Origin of the sequence: Saccharophagus sp. K07, assembly GCF_014336955.1 — a bacterium.
Taxonomy (GTDB): Bacteria; Pseudomonadota; Gammaproteobacteria; order Pseudomonadales; family Cellvibrionaceae; genus UBA5868.
The window spans coordinates 1,292,137-1,313,224 of the sequence record NZ_QRAI01000001.1 but is presented as its reverse complement, the minus strand read 5'-3'; the positions used below and the strand labels follow the sequence as shown (position 1 = coordinate 1,313,224).

The 21,088-nt window shown below is 48.4% G+C and carries 12 protein-coding genes; 4 read left to right on the top strand and 8 right to left on the bottom strand.

Features of this window, described 5'->3' with window-relative positions:
* Positions 1 to 17 precede the first annotated feature (17 nt).
* The 4 genes from DWB84_RS05645 to DWB84_RS05630 all read left to right on the top strand — a co-directional run bounded on the left by DWB84_RS05645 (position 18) and on the right by DWB84_RS05630 (position 5,352).
* Positions 18 to 1,724, top strand: a complete 1,707-nt coding sequence (locus tag DWB84_RS05645; RefSeq protein ID WP_187408740.1) for a response regulator — start codon at positions 18 to 20, stop codon at positions 1,722 to 1,724.
* 180 nt (positions 1,725 to 1,904) lie between these two features.
* On the top strand, positions 1,905 to 3,899 hold the full coding sequence (locus DWB84_RS05640) for a sialate O-acetylesterase (RefSeq protein ID WP_222868009.1): 1,995 nt from the start codon (positions 1,905 to 1,907) through the stop codon (positions 3,897 to 3,899).
* A gap of 184 nt (positions 3,900 to 4,083) precedes the next feature.
* Positions 4,084 to 4,716, top strand: a complete 633-nt coding sequence (locus DWB84_RS05635) for a hypothetical protein (protein WP_187408739.1) — start codon at positions 4,084 to 4,086, stop codon at positions 4,714 to 4,716.
* A 114-nt stretch (positions 4,717 to 4,830) separates the two neighbouring features.
* Positions 4,831 to 5,352: a hypothetical protein gene (locus tag DWB84_RS05630; RefSeq protein WP_187408738.1), complete on the top strand. Its 522-nt coding sequence runs from the start codon at positions 4,831 to 4,833 to the stop codon at positions 5,350 to 5,352.
* An 86-nt stretch (positions 5,353 to 5,438) separates the two neighbouring features.
* Here DWB84_RS05630 and DWB84_RS05625 read toward each other — a convergent pair whose 3' ends face one another.
* The 8 genes from DWB84_RS05625 to DWB84_RS05590 form a co-directional block, all read right to left on the bottom strand.
* Complete coding sequence (locus DWB84_RS05625; protein WP_222868008.1) at positions 5,439 to 6,137, bottom strand: DUF6445 family protein; 699 nt, start codon at positions 6,135 to 6,137, stop codon at positions 5,439 to 5,441.
* A gap of 17 nt (positions 6,138 to 6,154) precedes the next feature.
* Positions 6,155 to 7,639, bottom strand: a complete 1,485-nt coding sequence (locus DWB84_RS05620) for a tryptophan halogenase family protein (RefSeq protein WP_187408737.1) — start codon at positions 7,637 to 7,639, stop codon at positions 6,155 to 6,157.
* A 73-nt stretch (positions 7,640 to 7,712) separates the two neighbouring features.
* The gene (locus DWB84_RS05615) at positions 7,713 to 8,762 is read right to left on the bottom strand and encodes a cupin-like domain-containing protein (RefSeq protein ID WP_187408736.1); all 1,050 of its coding nucleotides are present in this window, start codon (positions 8,760 to 8,762) and stop codon (positions 7,713 to 7,715) included.
* 28 nt (positions 8,763 to 8,790) lie between these two features.
* The gene (locus tag DWB84_RS05610; RefSeq protein ID WP_187408735.1) at positions 8,791 to 9,537 is read right to left on the bottom strand and encodes a SapC family protein; all 747 of its coding nucleotides are present in this window, start codon (positions 9,535 to 9,537) and stop codon (positions 8,791 to 8,793) included.
* An 87-nt stretch (positions 9,538 to 9,624) separates the two neighbouring features.
* On the bottom strand, positions 9,625 to 12,930 hold the full coding sequence (locus tag DWB84_RS05605; RefSeq protein ID WP_187408734.1) for a TonB-dependent receptor: 3,306 nt from the start codon (positions 12,928 to 12,930) through the stop codon (positions 9,625 to 9,627).
* A gap of 448 nt (positions 12,931 to 13,378) precedes the next feature.
* Positions 13,379 to 16,024 carry a glycoside hydrolase family 3 C-terminal domain-containing protein gene (locus DWB84_RS05600; protein ID WP_187408733.1) on the bottom strand — a complete coding sequence of 882 codons (2,646 nt, stop codon included), beginning with the start codon at positions 16,022 to 16,024 and terminating at the stop codon, positions 13,379 to 13,381.
* Between the two features lie 235 nt (positions 16,025 to 16,259).
* Complete coding sequence (locus DWB84_RS05595; protein ID WP_187408732.1) at positions 16,260 to 18,347, bottom strand: putative Ig domain-containing protein; 2,088 nt, start codon at positions 18,345 to 18,347, stop codon at positions 16,260 to 16,262.
* Positions 18,319 to 21,027, bottom strand: coding sequence for an autotransporter-associated beta strand repeat-containing protein (locus tag DWB84_RS05590; RefSeq protein WP_187408731.1), 2,709 nt, complete (start codon positions 21,025 to 21,027; stop codon positions 18,319 to 18,321). Before DWB84_RS05590 ends, DWB84_RS05595 begins: the two co-directional genes overlap by 29 nt.
* Positions 21,028 to 21,088: the final 61 nt, after the last annotated feature.

Below are 21,088 nucleotides of genomic sequence, written 5' to 3'. Positions count from 1 at the left end.
ACAGCGGGAAATTTGCTATGGCGTCTCACGAAGTGAATATTCTTTTGGTAGACGACAAGCCAGAACGCCTGCTGAGCTACGAAGTAGCCCTGGAAAGTCTGGGCTACAACATGGTACGGGCGCAGTCTGGCACAGAAGCACTGAGCAAATTAATGGTGATGGAATTTGCCGCGATTTTGCTGGATGTCAGCATGCCGGATATGGACGGATTCGAAACCGCCGAACTTATCCGCAACCATCCGCGTTTTGAAGAAACACCGATTATTTTTGTCACAGGTTTGCATATCACGGACCTGGATCAACGCAAGGGATATGCCATGGGCGCGGTGGATTATGTGCAAATTCCGGTTATTCCGGAAATTCTGCGCGGAAAAGTGCAGGCGTTAGTGCAATTGTATTTGCAGCGCGTTGAACTCACGCGCCTCAATCAAAAACTCGCCCAGACAAACGCCGAATTAGCCAAAGCCCACGAAGAGTTAAAAGCGCGCAATATGCGCGAACTGCAAGAGCTCAACCAGACGCTCGAACAAGCCAACGCGGCTCTAACCGCCACCAACAATAGACTGACACTGGAAATCGGCGAGCGAGAACGCGCTGAGCAGGCACTGTCTCAATCGATGAAACGTAAAGACGAATATATCGCGGTGCTGGCGCACGAACTGCGCAACCCGCTCTCGGCCATCCATAACGCGGTTATGGTGATGCAAATGCCGACCTCTTCCGAGCAGCAACAAGCCTGGGCGCATGAACTGCTGCAACGGCAGGTCAAACACCTTACCTGCCTGATGGATGACCTGCTTGATGTATCGCGCATTTCCAACGGCCGCATTCAGCTGCATACCGAGGTGGTCGATCTGGCCCAGGTGGTGAATCACGCTGCGGATACCATAGCTCCACTGCTGAAAAAACATCGCCATCAGCTCAAGGTAGTAGTGCCGGACCGGCCTCTCTATGTCGAAGGCGATACAGTGCGGTTGTCGCAGGTATTGGGCAACCTGCTCACCAACGCCGCGAAATATATGGACGACGGTGGCCAAATCGATCTGGTTTTGGAGCAACAGGGCGACAAGGTCGCGCAGATTCGCGTGCGTGATCGCGGTGTAGGGATTCCGGCAGAACTGCTCAACAAGGTCTTCGACTTATTCGTACAAGCGCCCTCAGCGCTAAATCGGGCGCAGGGCGGCTTGGGTATTGGCCTCGCCCTGGTACGGGCGCTGGTCGAGCTGCACGGCGGCGCCACGCGGGTCACCAGCGATGGCCCGGGACTGGGCGCAGAGTTTTCCGTCTGCTTGCCACTGGTCGACCGGGTGCCTCAGGCACAGACCGCCATCCCCACCCCGCCGCGCTCCTCGCAGCCGCTGCGCGTCCTGATCATCGACGACAACAGCGACTCCGCTACCGGACTCTCCCTTTGCCTGCAAAGCCAAGGTTACGACCTACGCGTCGCTCACTCCGGAAAAGAGGGCCTTATGGCGGCGCGGCTCCAACGGCCTGATGTGGTGTTGCTCGACATAGGACTGCCCGATATCGACGGCTACGAAGTCGCACAGCGCCTCCGACGAGAACAAGAATTGAAGGAAATCTGCATCATTGCCATGACGGGTTACAGCGGCGAAGCTGATCGCAACCGTGCGGAACAAGCTGGTTTTAACCACTATCTAGTCAAGCCGGTAGAACTGGTCAAACTGTTGGACCTGCTGGACGCGCAAACCTGCGCTGCGTAAGAGATCTCCAGGCAAAAAGGTGTTCTTTTCAAAGCAAAAGATGTTTAACCTCACCCGCCAGGGAACACCTACCCTCCTTTGGCCTCTACGGAAAAAGCTCGGTGACGCTTAAGCATTTTTTCGTGGATGAGCTAATTTTGATTGATCGCTTGAACTCCAATAAATAATAAGTGGAAACCAATGATCACATTCTTGCGCAAATTGAATCTTTTCTTCGTATCCTCCCTACTCCTTTCCGCACCTGCCTTTGCAGATGTTCGACTGCCGCGCTTGTTGAGCGATGGCGCCATTCTGCAACGGGAAAAACCCCTAGAAATATGGGGGTGGGCAGACGAAGGCGAAAAAGTCACAGTGGAATTTGGCGGAAAAACCTATACAACCACCACTAAATCCGGTCGCTGGTCAGTTGCTCTTCCCAAACAAAAAGCGGGCGGCCCGCATTCCATTGTTGTCCAGGGAAATAATCGAATCGAATTGCAGGACGTTTGGTTTGGCGATCTTTGGATCGCCGCCGGCCAATCCAATATAGAGCTGCCATTGCGACGCGTTGCGCAACGCTATCCTGAAGTTATTCCCAACACCAATCTGCCGCAAGTGCGGCAATTTTCGGTTCCTTTGATTTATTCCGTAGATAAAGTCAAAGAGGATTACGAACAAGGCAGCTGGAAACCTGCAGTACCGGAAAATCTGCCCGAATTTTCCGCCGTTGGATTTTTCTTTGCCGAAGAAATCCATCAACACACTCAAGTACCTATTGGTATTTTGAGCATCGCTGTTGGCGGCTCGCCTGCGCAAGCGTGGATAAGCGAAGAAGCGCTGCAAAAATATCCGCACTATTTAGCAGAAGCGAATTTATTTAAGGACCCTGATTATCTGCAAAAAACCATTGAAAAAGACAAAAGCAGCAGCGACGCCTGGTATAAAAAATCACAAGACGAAGATTTAGGTTTAAAAGGTGAAAAAGCTTGGCATTCTGTCGGCACCAATACTGAAGACTGGCCCAAATTTAAAGTTCCGGGCTATTTCGGCGAGCAAAACATAGAATTTAAGCACGGTGTTGTCTGGTTGAAAAAAACATTTGAGCTGACCGAAGCCCAAGCCAAACAGCCCAATGCTACCCTATGGCTCGGCACCTTGGTTGATGGCGATGAAACCTATATCAACGGTGCGAGAATTGGTGGTATCGGTTATCAATATCCACCGCGCATTTACCCCGTGCCTACTGGCGTTCTGAAAGCCGGCAAAAATATCCTCACGATTAGATTGACCAGCTATTCCGGCAACCCTGGTTTTACCCCGGATAAAACCTACGCATTGGAAATCGGCGACCAAAAAGTGGATCTGCAAGGCGAATGGCAATACAAAATTGGCATGCACGCTGAGCCTATGCAGCCTACCACTACCCTGCACTATCTGCCCGGCAGCCTTTTCAAAGCCAAGCTGGCTCCAGCTTTTGCATTCAATATCAAAGGCGTTCTTTGGTATCAGGGCGAATCCAATGTTCAGCGTTCAAAAAGCCTGCATCCTATTCCGCAAGACCTGATTCCAACAACCACTTCGGCGGAAGAATATCAAACCCTGTTCCCGGACTTGATCCGCGACTGGCGTAAACAATTTAAGCAAGGCGACTTCCCTTTCCTGTTCGTGCAATTGCCCAACTTCGGTCCAGCGCAGAGCGAGCCTGGTGACAGCGAATGGGCGAGCCTGCGTCAAGCTGCAGCTGCAGCATTGCAGCTAAAAAATACTGGGATGGCCGTCACGCTTGATATTGGCGAATGGAACGATATCCACCCGCTCAATAAAAAAGACGTAGGCCATCGCCTTGCTCTCACTGCGCGTAAAATCGCCTACAGCGAAAAATCCCTGCTCGCCGAAAGTCCAACAGTCAAATCCGTCAAGCGCAAGGGCAACCAGTTGATTGTTCAATTCCACAATGCTGGTAAAGAGCTGCAAGTCCGCGGCCCTTCGCCGCAACATGTGGCCATTGCGAGCGATGACAAAAAATTTGTCTGGGCAAATGCAAAAATAGATGGCAACCGATTGATCGTGTGGCACGACTCCATTGAAAAACCAACTTGGGTTCGTTATGCCTGGGCGGATAACCCCGAGGGAGCCAATTTATTTAACTCAGCGGGATTGCCGATTGGGTCCTTAGAAATAAAAGCAAACAAATAAGCCGCAATCAAAGAGCGAAGCTAAGAGTCTCTCAGATTCTTAGCTTTCATTAAATTCCACACCGCCATATCAAAAATTTCTGCGCCATTCTTTTCCCGTGCTTATTGCAAGCATCCCTCAATCGCATATAATGCGCCCACCAAATAACAACTTAACAAATTCAACAAAGCATTGAAGAATTCCAATGCCAACCAAAATTAAAAGGATTTTTCTGATGCCATCTTTGCTTAAAAAATACACCATACTTGGCATTTCGCTTCTTATCGCAACCCTTGCCTATTTTTATTACCCATCAAATTCTGAAGATGAAGAAATAATAGGGCACCCTCAACAAGCAACAAACATCACGCCCACGCATCCCAACTCTCCTGTTACAACCAACAATCTAATAACAAACAATGAAAAGCCTCATGAAATAAAGGACGAAACACGCATTTCACAAATATCAATCGAAACCCAGCCGATTTCGGAGCTTGACACCCATGATAAGACGAACTCCGATTCTAATGAGGAAATTTCAGTGCTCGAGCCGAATTACATGGAAGAGCCTAATCCTCACTGGGCTTTTGAAAAGGAAAATTATTATATAAATCTATTTAGTGAAGAGGAGTCGCTAGCCGGCTTTGTGCTCTCCGAAGCCCAATGCGAAGGCATTCAGTGCAAACTTTCTTTCCTTCTGAATGACGAGAACCAAAGAGACGATATAACAAATAAACTCGTGGAAAGACTTATGTCTGAATCTCAAGAACTGAGTGTTGCCTTTGATCTCAATACCCCGAGCGGCATAGCCGTACTTTACATAAGTGACAAAAAATAAAACTAGGAATTTTCGACATTGGCATGTCGAAAATCATTTCCAGCGGATGGAAATGAGTCAGCTTGGAGTATTGCTGACAATCATGGAAATATCATTATTAATTAGGAGACAGTTATGAAAAAATTTACACTTGCATCCTTCACTCTTGCCGCATTCATAGGATCATTCTCAATCAGCGCAAACGCAGAAGACTGCACTTGGATCCCGAGCGGCCTTTCGATTAACAATCAAACATTCACCAATACTTTTACTTGCCAAGCTAATGGCGTATTGGCAACAAAGACAGTCACCGTACAAGCAAAAGTAGCCCCTTCATGTTCACTCACGATTAACAATAACCAGTATGCCAACTACGGAAACTGTGTCACTCCCGACATACGCTTTGTCGGCAGCGATCCGGCACCAGGAACCAAAGTTTGTGAGTTCAACGACCCCCGTACCGGCACAACTCCCGGTTGCACACAAAGAGGGATCGCTGGTAGCGGCAATACGGTTGCTTATGAGATCGCCAAAGATGGCAAAGCACTATTGGTAGTTTCCAAAACCAACCAAAGTAACTGGTGCACTCTTTCCGGAGAAAATGCCAACTATCGTTCAGAGGGAGACTGCAATAATTTCCGTATATACAAGAAATGATGTATCTGGCCCGTCAGATTTCTGACGGGCACCTCAGTTAGAGTCAACCAAAACCGTGACGTTGCGCAAGAGGGTTTGATCAGCAGTTACACCATATCGATAAAAGTATTAATTGATAAACGCCCAGTTGCAGGATTTGGGTCAGGCACAAAATTCTCACCAATTGACCCAGAATGCAAAGAATTGCGCGGGTAAATAATTAGACGATTAAAACACGCCTCCACATTAAGCAGCTGCTCATAAAGAGCGGTATCACCGTTAATATATTTTGCATCAGGCAAATTAGGGCCGTCGTTCTCCCCTTCCAGAGAGCGGAAATAACTTTCCTGTCGACCCAGGTCAATGCTTTCATATCCCGTTTTTCGATGGCGATAAAATGCTGTCCCACCAAGATCCTTCTTAAACAGATAGTGAACCGACGCCAAGCCATTCGGCTCCACAGAGTCAAAATGAGGAATACGCTGCAACATATTCAGTCTATTGGCGGGAGTGGTGACAAGAGAGTAGTGACACATCACAAATTTCAACTCCCGCTCCCCCAGCGCAAAATGCTCTTTTAAATAAGGTGTTAAAACCTGCCGCAAAAATGTCTCATACTCCATAGGGGCGCGCGCACGAACCCCAGGAAAAAAACGCCCATAAGGCGTAAAGTTTGATCGGACCGCCACATCGATCAATGCTTCTGGATCTGCCACCAAATTATCGATAATCAGTAACGGCGTCTTTTCCGCACCGATAAAGTGTATTCTGACAGATATTTGGGGATGTGGAGCTATATCGATCACAGAATCAGACATGATAACTATTTGGTTCCACTGAAAGCGCAATAGGATTTGATAAAAGTTTCGTGCTCTGGAAGTCTATTCACCACTTGAGCAACCTGCGATTTCAATTGTCCCAGAAACTCGCGCAAATGATTATCCGGCATCAATCTGGCAAACGGATGGTATGACTTGGGCATAATTCCCTGCCCCATCATCACCTGCAACCATGAATCAACCCGGAACAATTCTCCTCCAGCTTGGTATGCCTGAGCGTTTTCCACAAACAAATTCATCCGCTGACGCAAGGTATCGGGGATTTCCATATTTTTACAAAACCGCCAGAAGGCCGTATCTTCTCTGGAAGTGGCCTTATAGTGAAGAATGATAAAGTCTCGAATCTGCTCAAATTCGTCGCTGGACGCTTGGTTATAGTGATTCACAATTGAGTCATTGATGCCCGAGAATGGGAATAGCTGCATCAGACGTGTAACACCCATCATAATCAGATGAATACTTGTCGACTCCAAGGGCTCCAAAAATCCACTCGAAAGTCCGATGGCGACACAATTTTTATTCCAGAATTTCCGGCGTTTTCCTGTCTTAAACTTGATGACTCGTGGTTGTGACAAAGGATCCCCAACCACATTTTGCAACAAATTCTCTTTAGCCTTCTCATCCGATAAATAACGACTGCAATAAACCAAGCCATTACCTACGCGGTGCTGCAGAGGGATCCGCCACTGCCAACCATAATCTCGAGATATAGAGCGGGTATAGGGTATTGCAGGTTCCACCGCTGTCGTTTGCACAGCAACGGCCGAATCACACGGAAGCCAGTGCGACCAATCTTCATACCCGGTATGGAGAGTCTGCTCAATCAAGAGACCTCTAAAGCCCGTACAATCCACAAAAAGATCACCCTTGATCGACAAGCCCGATTCAAGATCAATTGACTCAATAAAACCCGTGGAACTGTTTTGATTGATTCGAGTAATTTTTCCTTCGATCCGCGTTACGCCTTTTTCTTCGCTTATTTTGCGCAGAAAACCGGCATAACGCCCTGCATCCAGATGATATGCATAACTTATCGGTGAATCAGGGCTGGTAGCAAACTTATTGGCTTTGGCCGCCTGATGCTCAATGCAGTACTCGCCAATTTCATCATTCGCCAATCCTTTTTCTTTTGCACATAGCCAAAAATGATGGAAATCAGCCAGCCATGTTTCCTTACCCGCTTTGCCGAATGCGTGCAAATAGTGATCACCAAGCGCTCCCCAATTTTCAAAGCTAATACCAAGCTTGAACGTGGCGGAGGTGGCTTTCATAAACTCCTGTTCATCGATTCGCAACAGCTTATGAAATGTTCGCATGGGCGGAATAGAAGCTTCGCCGACACCCACTGTGCCAATAGCATCTGATTCAATCAGGATAATTTCTAAAAGCTCTCCCATTTGAATTGAAAGTGCAGCAGCGGTAATCCACCCCGCAGTACCGCCCCCTGCGATAACAACCCTTTTAATCATGATTAACAAAGCTCTGATTGATTTATCGGCCCAATGCCGCTAATGAATTTATTTTCAACAAATATCAACTGATTTATCTGTTTAATTTGTTGATAATTTTGGTTCGCATTTGTCTGGCGAGCGCGTCATCAATAGTTCCTAAAGTACCCCAGGCAGAATTTGGAATGTGTTCGCGAGGGATATTGGAATCGCCAAAAATGTAATAATCAAATATGTGTTTCCAGGCCATTTTTTCCTGCATGGGCCGATCCCTAATGGATAACAAAGCCAGCTCGAAAGCGTTAATAGCTTGCCCCTGCACCTTTGGAAAGGTGTTCCACCAGTATTGAATCAGAATATTGAATGGGGCCAGAGACTCTACGTGATGCCACCACATACACGGGATGTATAGAACATCTCCCGGTTCCATTTCGGCGACCAAACCTGCTTTTACAGCTTCGGCAAATCGTGGATATCGGTCAAAATCGGGATTGCGGAAATCCACCATTGATATGGCAGGCCCACCAGGCGTGAGATCCAATGGCCCGGGGTACAGATTGTGAATTTGTTCGGGCGGAAATAAAGTAAAGCGTCGTTGGCCCGCCACACAGCACGCCATATTGGATTGGGCATCGTAATGACACGGTGCTGTGGTTCTATTACCAATCCAAATGCCGTACAACAGATTTGCGTTACTTAGAGGCGCATTAACAAAACATTGTTTATTGAAATTGATCTCATGCGCCGCACGCAGACCAGGGAAAAACACATCCGCAATATTAGAAGGAATATATCGAACTGGCGGATTAGGGATTTCCGAAAATTCAAGCAACTCATTCAGAACAACCGCAAGATCCGCCTTTTGCGATTTAAAATTAAGAGCACTTACGTCTTGATTGTATGCAAGATACCCTTTCGTTTCTGCATCAGCAAAATAAACTGGGGCCGGATGACCGGAATAATGCTGCCGCAAAATATCAATTGCAGATGCAACTGACTGCATACCTGCCTTTACCAACGGCCAATCTCGAACCGCTTGTTTGATAAGCACCGGCTTATCAGAGCAAAAGATTTCATCCGGAATATTATCCGCATTAAATCCTTCTATTTGCTCAACCTTATTAGCAACAATCATCTCGGACATTTCAAGCCCTCCCGATGCATTCAACATCTCATACATTCAAGCTGGCATTTTTGATGTCAATCAATCTTTTTACGTTTCCTAATGAGGACAAAACCAAAAAAGCACCCTGAAGAAAACCAGATCGATTTAACTTTTCAAGAGCAGCGCCATCCAAACTTCTAAGACGCTCTTCGCTAATCGTATAATTTCCTTCGACGCTGTATTTTTCGCCGTTATTCAGCTCAATTTTGATGGCAATCGGTTCAATTAGCCCAAACTCTTCAAATATGGCAAACATGGCATTGCTGATTTCCATGCCTGCGTGAATTCCACGCAAAATATCACTGATATTTTCCAGGTAAGGAGTTGCGCCGCCAAATTCTCGAAAAACTCGCTCCCCCTCTTCATAACCCACTCTGGGACTCTCCATATCCACATAAATTACAGGCTCCTGCTCACTTCCGCCCAGCGAGGATTGATCCTGAAAACCTATTAAAAACGGCCCTCGCGCGACAATTCCAGGAACATAGTTTGCATTCCAACCAGGATTTATGCCCTTATCATTACTACTCAAAAAAAGATTCTCTCCCTTTTTAAAACCCAGCAAGACGATTGATTGAAATTTTCCTGTTTCCGAGTTCTTTTGGAAAAGAATGGGATATTCCTTGTGAACATCTCCAAATTCGGAGGGAAATGTCAGTGTGCTAGCAACATTGTCCCCATAAGCGGTTGAGTAACCCAGTTTTACCCTTAAATCCTTGTGTTCGACATTATTTAATAAAACGTACTTAGGCATTTGAGACGCTCACGACAAGACCAAAAATAAAAAGGCCGCTTTGCAGCGGCCTTGTATGATAACAACTGTCAACTCAATAGCAATGCATTAGAAGGTGTAGCGAACTCCGAGAGCGTAACGAGCTCCCAGATCATACAACTCTTCAACCATTGCCTTGGAGCGGCCGTGAGTGCGAATGTTTTCGCCAGTGATGTTCCAGCCTTCCAATGACACGTTCAAGCCTTCAACAGCTGGGATCTCGTAGCTGATGCTGAAGTCGATTTGGAAGTAGTCTTCAACATACACAGGGTTACGAGCGTTGCTGCGGCTAGCGTTGCTCAGGTACTTGTCACGCCAGTTGTAAGCCAAACGAGCCTGCAAACCATAGTTTTCGTACATCAATACCAAGTTGGCAGTATCGCTCAAGCCCAACAGAGCAAATTGAGCCTCGGTTGGAGGAGCAGTGTCGTTATATTTCACGTCACCACGAACCAGGGTGTAGTTGGCCATTACGCCGAAACCAGTCTCACCAAAGAAGTGCTGAACAGCCAATTCAGAACCGTACAACTTGGCTTCTCTGTTGTTAACAGGCTGGCTAACTTGCCAAACAGTTTCTGGGTCATCAGCTACTGCGTCGATGTCATACAGGAAGGCAATCTCCTGCTCGAAAGCAGTTTGGTTGTCAGCTGCAATTGCAGCTGAATATCTGGTCGGGTCCTCGTTATTAGCAATCAGCGCAGTCATAGTAAACAGAGAAGTATCGTTGAGCGGGATACCCAATCTCTCCAACTCAGCAGCTGCCTCTTGCACTCGTGGACCGCTGGTTACGTCTTGAATCAGACCAAATTCCGACAATGGGCGAATAGTTTGCTCTGTTCCAACGAAGTTATTTACACGCTTCTCGAAGAAACCGATAGACGCATAACTTGTGTCAGCAAAATACCATTCCAAAGACACATCCATATTGTTGGATTCCAGAGGAATCAACCCTGGGTTACCCAAGCTAACGGTAGGCTGAGAACCGTTATATACGGAACCGCCACCTGCAGAGAAGTTACTCGCGGACGCAGTCAGGTTACCGAAACCAGTACGAGCAATGGTTTTGCTGTAAGAAGCGCGACCTACGAGGTCTTCAGAGAACTTGATGTCAAAGTCGATGCTTGGCAACAAGTTGTCATAGCTTGCTTTAGCAGAGAACGGAGTAATTTCATCAGCTCGGATGACCTGGAAGTCGTTGTTATCCTGCCACTGGAGATACTTGGGAACCAGCATATCCGAAACAGAAGTCACATCAGTGGTTTCATAACGCAAACCAATCATGGTGTTTGTTTCGAAGTTACCAAGAGCACCTTGCAAATGCGCTTGAACATAAGCGGCAGTAATATCCTCTTTAACCCGGTCATTCAAAGACATGTTCGGGTTGTAGGCAACTACATAACCATTGTCCTCAGTGCCATAGCGATCAACCAAGGCTTGCGCGAGGTCTTCAGCATTGCCTTTGAAGCCGAATTGGAATGACTGTGACGCATCATAGTCATCAAAATCGGACAGGTTATAGAACTCGAACAAATCCGTAGGGATATCACCAACATTAGCAATACCCCAGTCACCCATCGCCATGTAGCGATCAGATCCTTGAGCGGACATTTCCAGAGAGCGTTTTTCAACCCCGAAATCGAAACGACCATTGTCGAATTCCAGAGATCCATCCAAACGCACTTGGGTTACGTCAGTAACTTGCGATGCATAGAACACGCGAACCACTTGTGAACCTATGTCACCCGCGTCGAATTCGTTGTTGTTATTTCCACGGTATTTAGGAGTCGGGGTAACGCCCGATCCAAAGAGTTGTTGCGGATTACCATCAGCATCGAAAAGTGGGTTGCCAGCAGCATCTGTTGCCACTTCCCAATCCTGCACCCAGTCAGGGAAGCGAATATCTGCACCATTAGCATCCTGGTAGTTTTTGGGCGCGTAATCTGGACTGCGCGGGTCTCTGATAGTTTTTGTTGCCTGGATACCGTCGTTGAAGTTCATGTTGTACAACGGCAAATCACCACTGAAATCAATCCAGTGTGAAGTCTGAATTGGGGCGCCGATACTAACAGCGATTTCACCGCTTTTTCCGGGGCCAACAGGCAAGCTTTCCATTGAAGAGTCATGGACGTCGAAAGCAAGCTTGAGTTTATCGGTTGCTTGCCATTCCAAGTTAAAGCCCAAAGACTCCAAGGTGTTTTCTTGTTGACGCAATTGCTGCTCGAAACCTTGGTCGCGTGGACCAGCAGTTTCATGAATGAAGATTGGAGTAGCTACCGCATCATTGCTGAACACTACCGCATCGATAGAGTTTTCGTTAGCCAACCAGCTAGTAGATTCACCGCGACGCTCAAACAATTCGTTTTTCGCGAAGGTGTAATCCAAAGTGGTGCGAACATTTTCGTTGGGTGCAAATTGCAGAACCAACTGAGCATTGGTACGAGTACGCTCCATATCGGAGAATACATAACGGATATCGTTAGGACGGCCGTACAACTGACCGGCTGCAGGCGCGTTATAAATACCTTTCAGTTCTTCTGGGAAAGGCTGATTGGTGCCATTGCGCAGTGAATTCAGATCAGGAACACCACCTTTTTCCACTACACCTGGAGCAAAGGAGAACAGGTTATCTTCACCCCATACACCGATTTGCCATTCGTTCTCAGATACACCGGTGGATCCTGAGTGACGCTCTTGACGGCTCAATGACAGACCGACACCGAATTTCTCGCTGTCATCAGTCCAGCTGATGATACCTGACAATTCAGGAGTAATGTCGTCACCAGTGCGATTGGTGGTGTCGTGCAGGGCTTTGGCACCAACACTGAATTGCAAACCTGGGTTATCCAACGGACGAGCAGTTTTTACGTTGATGCTCGCACCGATACCGCCGGTAGCTACGCTAGCTCGGCCAGTTTTATAAACTTCAACCGCTGATACGTTTTCGGAAGCGATGTTGGCGAAGTCAAAAGCTCGAGTAGAACCGCCTCTGGTACCACCGGCGCCACTACCACCACCATATACGTTAGCGGTCGGCATGGTACGGCCGTTCAAGGTAATCATGTTGAATTCACCACCAAATCCGCGAACGGTTACTTCAGAACCTTCGCCGTTGGTACGGCTGATGGAAACACCTGTGATACGTTGAAGAGATTCCGCCAGGTTGGTATCAGGGAATTTACCCATATCCTCTGCGGTAATGGCATCCACAACCCCGGTCGCGTCACGCTTAACATCCATAGATGCCTGCGCAGAAGCTCGGATACCAGTAACAATGACTTCTTCAACAATTGGGTTTTCTTGAGCTATCGCATAATTGGCCCCTCCAGCCAGAAGGGTCACAATAGCGGCCGAAAGTTTATTCTTTTTCAAAAGCATAGATGAGATTCCCCAGGAGATATGGTTCTACTTTGTGTTGATGGCCCACAAACTGCCTGATTAGTGAAGTCAGATAACTTATGAGACCAACCATGCAAAACACTTTCCGCGATGCGGAAGGCGCTCTGATTCCTTGCCCAAAACCACTTATTGTTGTTATAGCTTTAAAACCGATGCTTTTTTGGTTTCATTTCTAAGGCAATAGTTAAAATTAGAGACCTTATGAAACGAACCTATATATTCTCCGAAACTTTACGTCCAACTTCCTACTTACGCAATGCTTTATAGAGTTTTTTTTAGGAAATATTGGCAAATAAGACGAACGGACAAAGTTATACCACTATTTTGAGAAAAAATAACAAACAAAAAAGATTTTGGCCACAAAAAAGATCATTTTTTAACCAAAACAATGGGATTTTAATCTTCTTTGCGGCCTCCAATGCATCATTTACCGTCCCAATGCACCAGCAATCTTTCCATGTTTGATTGTTTTTTGATCAATACTTTCTTTTGCAACGTAACCTTCTTGGCCGGATCCGACGGAAATTTTCACGCGGCCACTATAGCTAACCTCTTCTCCCTGATCATTGATGAAGCTGATGTGTTGTGAAGGAAGATTAAAGATTACCTGGGTGCTTTCACCCGCTGTGAGCTGAACCCGTGTAAACGATTTCAGTTGACGAATCGGACTTCCCGCTGGGGCGTCCAGCAGACTGATATAGAGTTGCGGAACGTCTTCTCCCGCTCTCTCACCAACGTTCGTCACCTTGACGGAAATATCCAATCCAGCATTGTTTTCCTTAACAACCAAGTTTTCGTAACGGAAGCTGGTATAGCTGAGTCCATGGCCAAAAGGATAAAGAGGCTTGCCGGAATAAAACTTATAAGTTCTATTTTTCATTGTGTAATCAGTGAAAGCTGGCAAGTCCTCCACGCCGCGATAAAACGTAATGGGCAGCCTACCAGAGGGATTCACATCACCCCACAAAACCCGCGCTATCGCAGTTCCTGCTTTTTCACCTGGGTAAAACGCTTGAACAATAGCATTCAGGTTTTCGCTCTCCCAATTCATCGCCATAGCTGAGCCGCTGAAATTAACAAACACAATTGGCTTGCCGAGTGATTTGAGTTTCTTCAGTAATTTGGTTTGCACCTCTGGAAGATTGATATGGGTACGATCTCCACCTTCAAAGCCATCCAGTTGTACGGCCATTTCTTCGCCTTCCAAGGTTGGATCGATTCCTCCCATAAAAAGCACGACATCCGCTTTTTTAGCTGCAGCTATAGCATCTGCTTCAAGCGGCAGCGACACATCCGCCCAAGTCAATCGTGCATTGGCTTCCAATCCCAAATTAATCGGCCACCATTTAAAAGCGAAATAACGCGCTTCAACGTTGTAGGTTTGGCCGCGCTTTAATTCAACGGGCTTGGTGACCCGCTCACCATTTATGGTTAGCAAGACATTGCCAGAAAAACTGTAGTTGCCGGTTTTTTCCGGTTTGATTACACCGCGCCAAATTACCAAAAACTGCTCGTCCAATTTCTGATTCACCGGCGATTTATCCCAATAAAAATCAATATTGGAATCCACGCGAGTTAAATCGGGTTTTGCGGACGGAATTTTTTCCAGCCATTCTTTCGGGCCATAATTGCCAACGTAGTAATCTGCCTGCAACCCTGGAACCAGCATACTGTTGTCATCGTAATGATAAAAATTCACTGCCGGGATGACCTGGTGGTGACGATAAGCTGTTTCCGCTATTGCAGAACCTGGAGCGTAAACGACATTTTCTGCTCCTATACGATCGATAATACCCTGTATCGGCAATACCGGTTGCGAAGGATATCCAGAATAATTTCCTATCAAGACTTCGAAATTCGTTGCATTGGGCCCGATCACGGCCACCTTCACACCTTCTTTCAAAGGTAAGATCCCATCATTTTTCAACAACACCAGAGATTTTTCCGCAGCTTCCTGAGTTAGAGCAATATGCTCTGCGGAGGCAACTTTGGCTAAAGGAATGGAGCTGTAAGGAACGCGATTTTGTTCGTCGAACATTCCCAGCTTGAAGCGCGCACGAAATACGCGTTTTACAGCGAGGTCTATATCGTCCATGGATACCAAACCTTCGCGCAGCGCAGTATGCAAATTCACGTAGGTATTCAGGTGGCTGTCACCGCACTCCAGATCGGTTCCAGTTTTTAATGCCCAAGCTGCAGCTTCGGCTGGAGCGAGCACCACGTCGTGCGCTTTGCGATCGTAAAAATCAGAAATCGCTCCACAATCGGAAACAACGAATCCCTTAAACCCCATGTCTTCGCGCAGAATTTTTTGCAATAACTCTTCATTTCCACATGCGGGCTTTCCGTCTACGCGGTTGTAGGCACACATCAAGGATTCGGGCGATGCTTCTTTTATGGCTGTGCGAAACGCTGGCAAATAAGTTTCATGCAGATCTTTTTTGGACGGATGATAGTCATCGCTATGGCGAGATTTTTCCGGGCCACTGTGTACGGCGTAGTGTTTGATAGTGGCTACAGCTTTTAAATATTTTTCATCATCGCCCTGAATACCGCGGACAAAATTAACGGCCATACGACCAGTTAAATAAGGGTCCTCGCCGTAGGTTTCCTGCCCTCTTCCCCAGCGCGGGTCGCGGAAAATATTGATATTGGGAGACCAGAAAGTAAGTCCGCCATAAATGGTGTGAACATCGTTGTCGATATAGTGGTGGTATTTGGCTCGACCTTCGTCTGATATTGCAGTGGCAACCCGGAACATCAAATCTTCATCGAAAGTAGCGGCAAGTCCTATAGCTTGAGGAAATACCGTCGCCTTCCCCGCCCTGGCGACACCGTGCAAAGCTTCATTCCACCAGTTATAGGCCGGGATTCCCAGGCGTTCTATGGCAGGGGCATCGTTAAAAAGCTGGGAGATTTTTTCGCTGGTGGTCATGCGGGACACCAGATCATCCAACCGCGCTTCCATGTCAAGAGAGGAATTGCGGAAATCGACTTGAGATTCATCCTTGGAGTTTTGGTGAGCGCACCCGATGGAAATACCGAGAGCGACGGCGAGTATTAGTTTCTTCATGTTGATGGTCCAAACAATTTTTATAGGTATGAATCTCAAGCGTTGCGTGTTCTTTTTCTTTTGTTTTCGACACGCTGACCGACTTGAGCCCGGAATCATGACCCCGCGAATGGGCCAAGTTTTCGCGGGGCTATCAAGCAGTGTAGCTGCAGATGGAAGATTGGCCAGAACTAGCGGGAATTTTGCCCCTGTGCACTTGCAGGACAAAGGGGCAAATAACAGGCGATAGAAGAACTTACTTGGTGACGCTGAACATATAGGACGCCTGAATTCCCAATAGGGTCAAGCGATCCCCATTCAACGACGTGGTCTGAAAACTCGCCCCAAACCTCAGATTGCGATAGGCCGGTGCCGTAAAACCCACACCCCAGACCCAGTCGTTTCCATCGCGTTTGATCCATTCCCGTTGATCACCGATTTGCAAATCGTAACCTGCAGCCCAGGACCAAATGCCTAGCTTGGCGTAGAACTCCAGGTCATTTGGGTTGTACAGGCTCAAGCGGATACCCGCGTAAGGCCCCTCCCCCGCTATAGGCGCATGTTTGCGCAGCGCTTGCCGCAAAGGTTCGGGGTCCGAGACTTCCGCACCCACGCTCAATTCGGTTTGACCGCTGTCGAGGTACCCCAGCTCCAGGGCAATTTGTGGATGAAAACGATAGCCGTACAGCAATTGCCAACCAAACCGCTGGCTATCTTTTTCCATTAGGACGTCGGGTTGCGTGCTATCGGACAAGTCTTGGTAGAAGCTCCGAGAGTTCCAACTGCTGCCGATAGCATTGAACGTGCCTTCCACATAGGAATTCTTGTCATTCGCCTGCACCGATTGCGATGGCAGAACCACAGCCCCAGCGGTGAGCGGCAGAAGCAGTGCGGCCGCTTTGCACCACCACTCGGATTTTCTTCCTGTGTGTTTGCCTCGGCGGCGGAATACCGCCAAGCCTAAAAGACTGGTCAGCCACAGGCTATTGACGCTGCCGCCACCGCCTTTGACCCGGGCACGCACGGGTTCGAACAAGCCGGACAATGTGGTGGTTGCGGTGTTGTCAGCCGGATTCCGTTCGAGGGCATCGGAGCGCACAACAGCGGTAACGGTTTGTGAAGTGACCGAACTGGTACTGCCTAATATAAGGTTCAAGGTTTCTTCGGCGTCGGCCGCCAAAGCATCCACGGTACAGTGAACCTCAGCGACTTCTGCATCGTGCACACAGTTGACTGGCAGGTTGATGACACCAAGGTTGTCCAGGGAAACCGTGACCCTGACGTTGAGGGCTTCACTCGGTCCTTGGTTGCTCAAGGTCAGGTTGTAGGCCACTTGTTTGCTGGCACCGTGCACTGCCTGAGCGGCGGCACTGACAGAGACATCCGCCATATCCCCTGTGTCACCTTTCGGATCCGACAGATACACATCCACCTGTTCTTTATTAGGTTCGTAGATAACCACATCGGCCAAGCCGTCGTTGTTCAGATCGGCGTTGATGGCGTAGGTGAAGCTATCAGCCAGGGTTTCCGAACCGTCATGCACGTATTGGAAACCGCCGTCTGCATTCAGGGTGAATTGACTGGCGTACTGAGGCCCGCTGACGAGAATCGCTGTCAATGTATCGCCTGCGTCAATATCGGAATCGTTGGCGAGAACACCTTCAGCGGCATCGAGGGTTAGGGCGCTACCTTCATCCACGCTGTACTGATCTGCCACTATGACCGGTGCCTCGTTCACGTTCACTACGGTGATGCTAAACGCTGGCAAGCTGGCAGAAAGAGTGCCATCACTGACGCTGATCACGATGGAATCAGTAGTGCCTACATCCGCATTGGACGGCGTACCGGAAATTGCGCCGGTTGCAGAATCAAATGACAACCAGGCTGGTAAACCTGTGGCGGAGAACGACAGTGTATCGCTCTCATCCACATCACTCGCTGTCGGGGTAAAGCTATACAACTCACCTTCACTCACACTGGTTGCCGGAGTGCCGAAGATGACAGGCGCATCGTTTACGTTCGCAACAGTGATACTGAATGCAGGCAAATCCGCCGTTGCACCCGCCGCATCGCTCACGGTGATCACGATGGCACCCGTAGTACCGACATCGTCATTCGACGGTGTCCCGGAAACTGCGCCGGTTGCAGGGTCGAACGTCATCCAATTTGGTAAACCCGTAACGATAAATGTCAGAACATCACCGACATCCACGTCACTCGCCGTTGGGGTGAAGCTGTAAAGCTCTCCTTGATTAATATTGGCTGTCGGAGTGCCGAAAATTTCCGGAGCATCATTTACATTGACTACCGTGATGCTAAACGCAGGTAAATAAGATAGTGGCATTGGCTGCTGCGTTGATGGTGGCATTACCGGTCAAGGCAATAGAGTTATCGATGGTGGTATCGCCAATGATCGACAAAGCGGTTGCACCCGCGAGGCTCACAGTTCCACCGCCGAGATTGTTGTCACTGGCGATACTGAGAGTACCTGCGCTTACAGTGGTGTCGGTGTAGGAGTTCTCACCAGACAAAGTCAGCGTAGAACCGCCAGACTTGGTCAAATGGTAGAGGCCGCTGATATTTCCGGAGACAGTGGCATTTGCGGAGTTGCTGATGGTGGCGTTGCCGCTCAGCACTACGCCGTTAGTAATATCCGTAACGCCTGTCACTTCGAGTGTGGTACCCGCAGCCAGCAGTATATTGCCAGCACCAAGGGCGGTACTGGCGCCAATGCTCAGGATACCGGCGCTAACACTGGTGGTTCCTGTATAGGTATTGTTGCCCGAAAGCGTTAATTTCGCTGTACCGGCTTTTATCAGGTTGTCGCCGCTGATGATGCCGGAAATGGTCGCATTGGCAGAAACGCTGATGGTGGCCGTGTCCGTAATGTCGATGGCATTGTCGATGGTGGTGTTGCCTATGATCGCCAGAGTGGCGTCTGGTGAAGCAAGTTCAACAGCGCCACTGCCGAGGCCGGCATCACTGGCAATAGACAAGGTTCCGCCTGTGACTATGGTGTTGCCGTTATAGGTGTTGTTTATACCAGTGACTGTCATGGTACCAGTGCCCTGTTTCCACAGATTGCCGGAGCCGGAAATAACGCCGAGAACATCCGTGCTGGTGTTATTGCCACCGGCGGTCAGGGTGTAGCCTCCAACACCAAGATCCAGCGTGGTACTTGTAAGGTTCATGGCGAGGCTGCCGACAGTCTGGTCGGAGAGGAGTGTGACCTTGCTGCTGTCCTGTATGAGCAAGGCGCTGTTGGCGGAGACAGAAGCTTCGCCATTGAGCCGCACCCAGCCGTAATTGGTGATGGTGGTGTTGCCGCTATAGCTATTGGTGCCCGAGAGCCTCAGCGAATAGCCCCCGTTGATATGCTGGGTGACGGTCAGACCACCTGTACCGCTGATATTACCGGAGAAAACAGTATCGGCTGTCTGGGTTGTGGTCAGAACACTGCTGCCCAGGTCGATATCTCCCGCACCGGAAAGATTGCCAATGGTTGCGTTACTGGTAAGTGCCAGGGTTGCGCCCGCGGCGACGGAAACGTTGCTATTGGTCGAGATGGCACCCGCACCACTGACGGTGAGTGTACCGGCAGAAATGGTCGTAGCACCGCTGAAGCTATTAAGGCCCGACAGTATCAGGTTACCAGCGCCTGTCTTGGTAATGGCGCCTGGACCTTGGATGGCGTTGGTTATAGTGGCCGTGTCACCCGCACCATTGATGAAAGTCTGTGTAGTACCCATACCCAGGGAGATGGGGTCGCCGCTCAGGGTGATACCGCTGGTGGCATCCATACCAAAGGTAAGACTTTCATTGATGTTAATGGTCGGGGCGTTGATGCCCAGCGTCAAACCGGCCAGCGAGCTGGAAAAGACAATGGTCTGGCTGCCGGTAAAATCCGCTGCTGCAATAGCCACAGCTTCGCGGAAGCTCACACCATCGCTGACATCCATGACCGTAGTGTCAGTGGCAGAGGTGACGTAAATGGTGTCGCTGGTGACAATCACATCGGCATTGGCGGAACCGCCATCACCATCACTCAAAGTAAAACGAATCACTGTATCGCCGGTTGGCATGTCGTTGCGGTACTGGATACCGCGTATAACACTTTGGACCCGAGGAGCATCGGCACTGGAATTAAAATTAACGGACAAAACGCCATTGCTATTGCTAAAAGTCGCAAAAGTAGTTGCACCGTTTTGCAAGCTATTGCCACTGACGGTGAAGCCGGTTTCGTTAAATTGAAATAGATCTGCCGCGAGCGGTTTATTCACACCACTGACAACGCGCTGTACGGTCAGGGTGGCATCGGCCCAGTTATTAGTGGTATCGAGTTCGGCATCGGCAACTGTGGCGTTGTTGGCTGCATCGAGCGTTACCCAGTTATTAACACCGGCCCAGTTAACGCTGTCCCCATTGAGGTTACTGATGGTGGGGTTGGTATTGGGGGAAATAGCGGGCTCGAAGTTGAGGTCATCAAGAGCCAACGAGATGTTGCTTCCCGAGATTGTGAAGCTGGTGATGTACTGAAAATTAGTATTGCCTGACAAATCAATGTTCTGATGCGCTATGAAGTCACCATTGCTTAAGTAGTTAATCGCCGTTCCTGCGGTTACACCGTTATAGGGAGTAATCGTGATGTTGGAATCTGCCACCCCATCAAAACTCATGCCGCTGAGCCTGAAATAGCTGGAGTCACTAGCTTCGACTGTGATGCTCGTTACATTGAATTCGGCGTCGCTATCGAACAATATGAAGTAATCGTCTGCGCCATTGCCCAGAGGCGAGAATATTGGACTGTTTGAGATTATTGAGCTATAGGTGGTACTCCCGGTAATGGTGTATTTGACGCCATCCAGAGTGAAGGTATTTGTATTGTTAAATGTGGCTCCAGAATTATCGTCGTAATTCTCATCAGCCGGAACCGCATAAACATTTTGAATCAAGCCTAGAAAAAGTGCGCAGACAAAAATAAGCCATTTAACATTTTTAGCCTTGCTGGAATTCATCCGCGACATAAGATTTTCTCGATACGATCAATTAAATAGTTTTAAACAAGAATTTTTCAAAATCATTTTC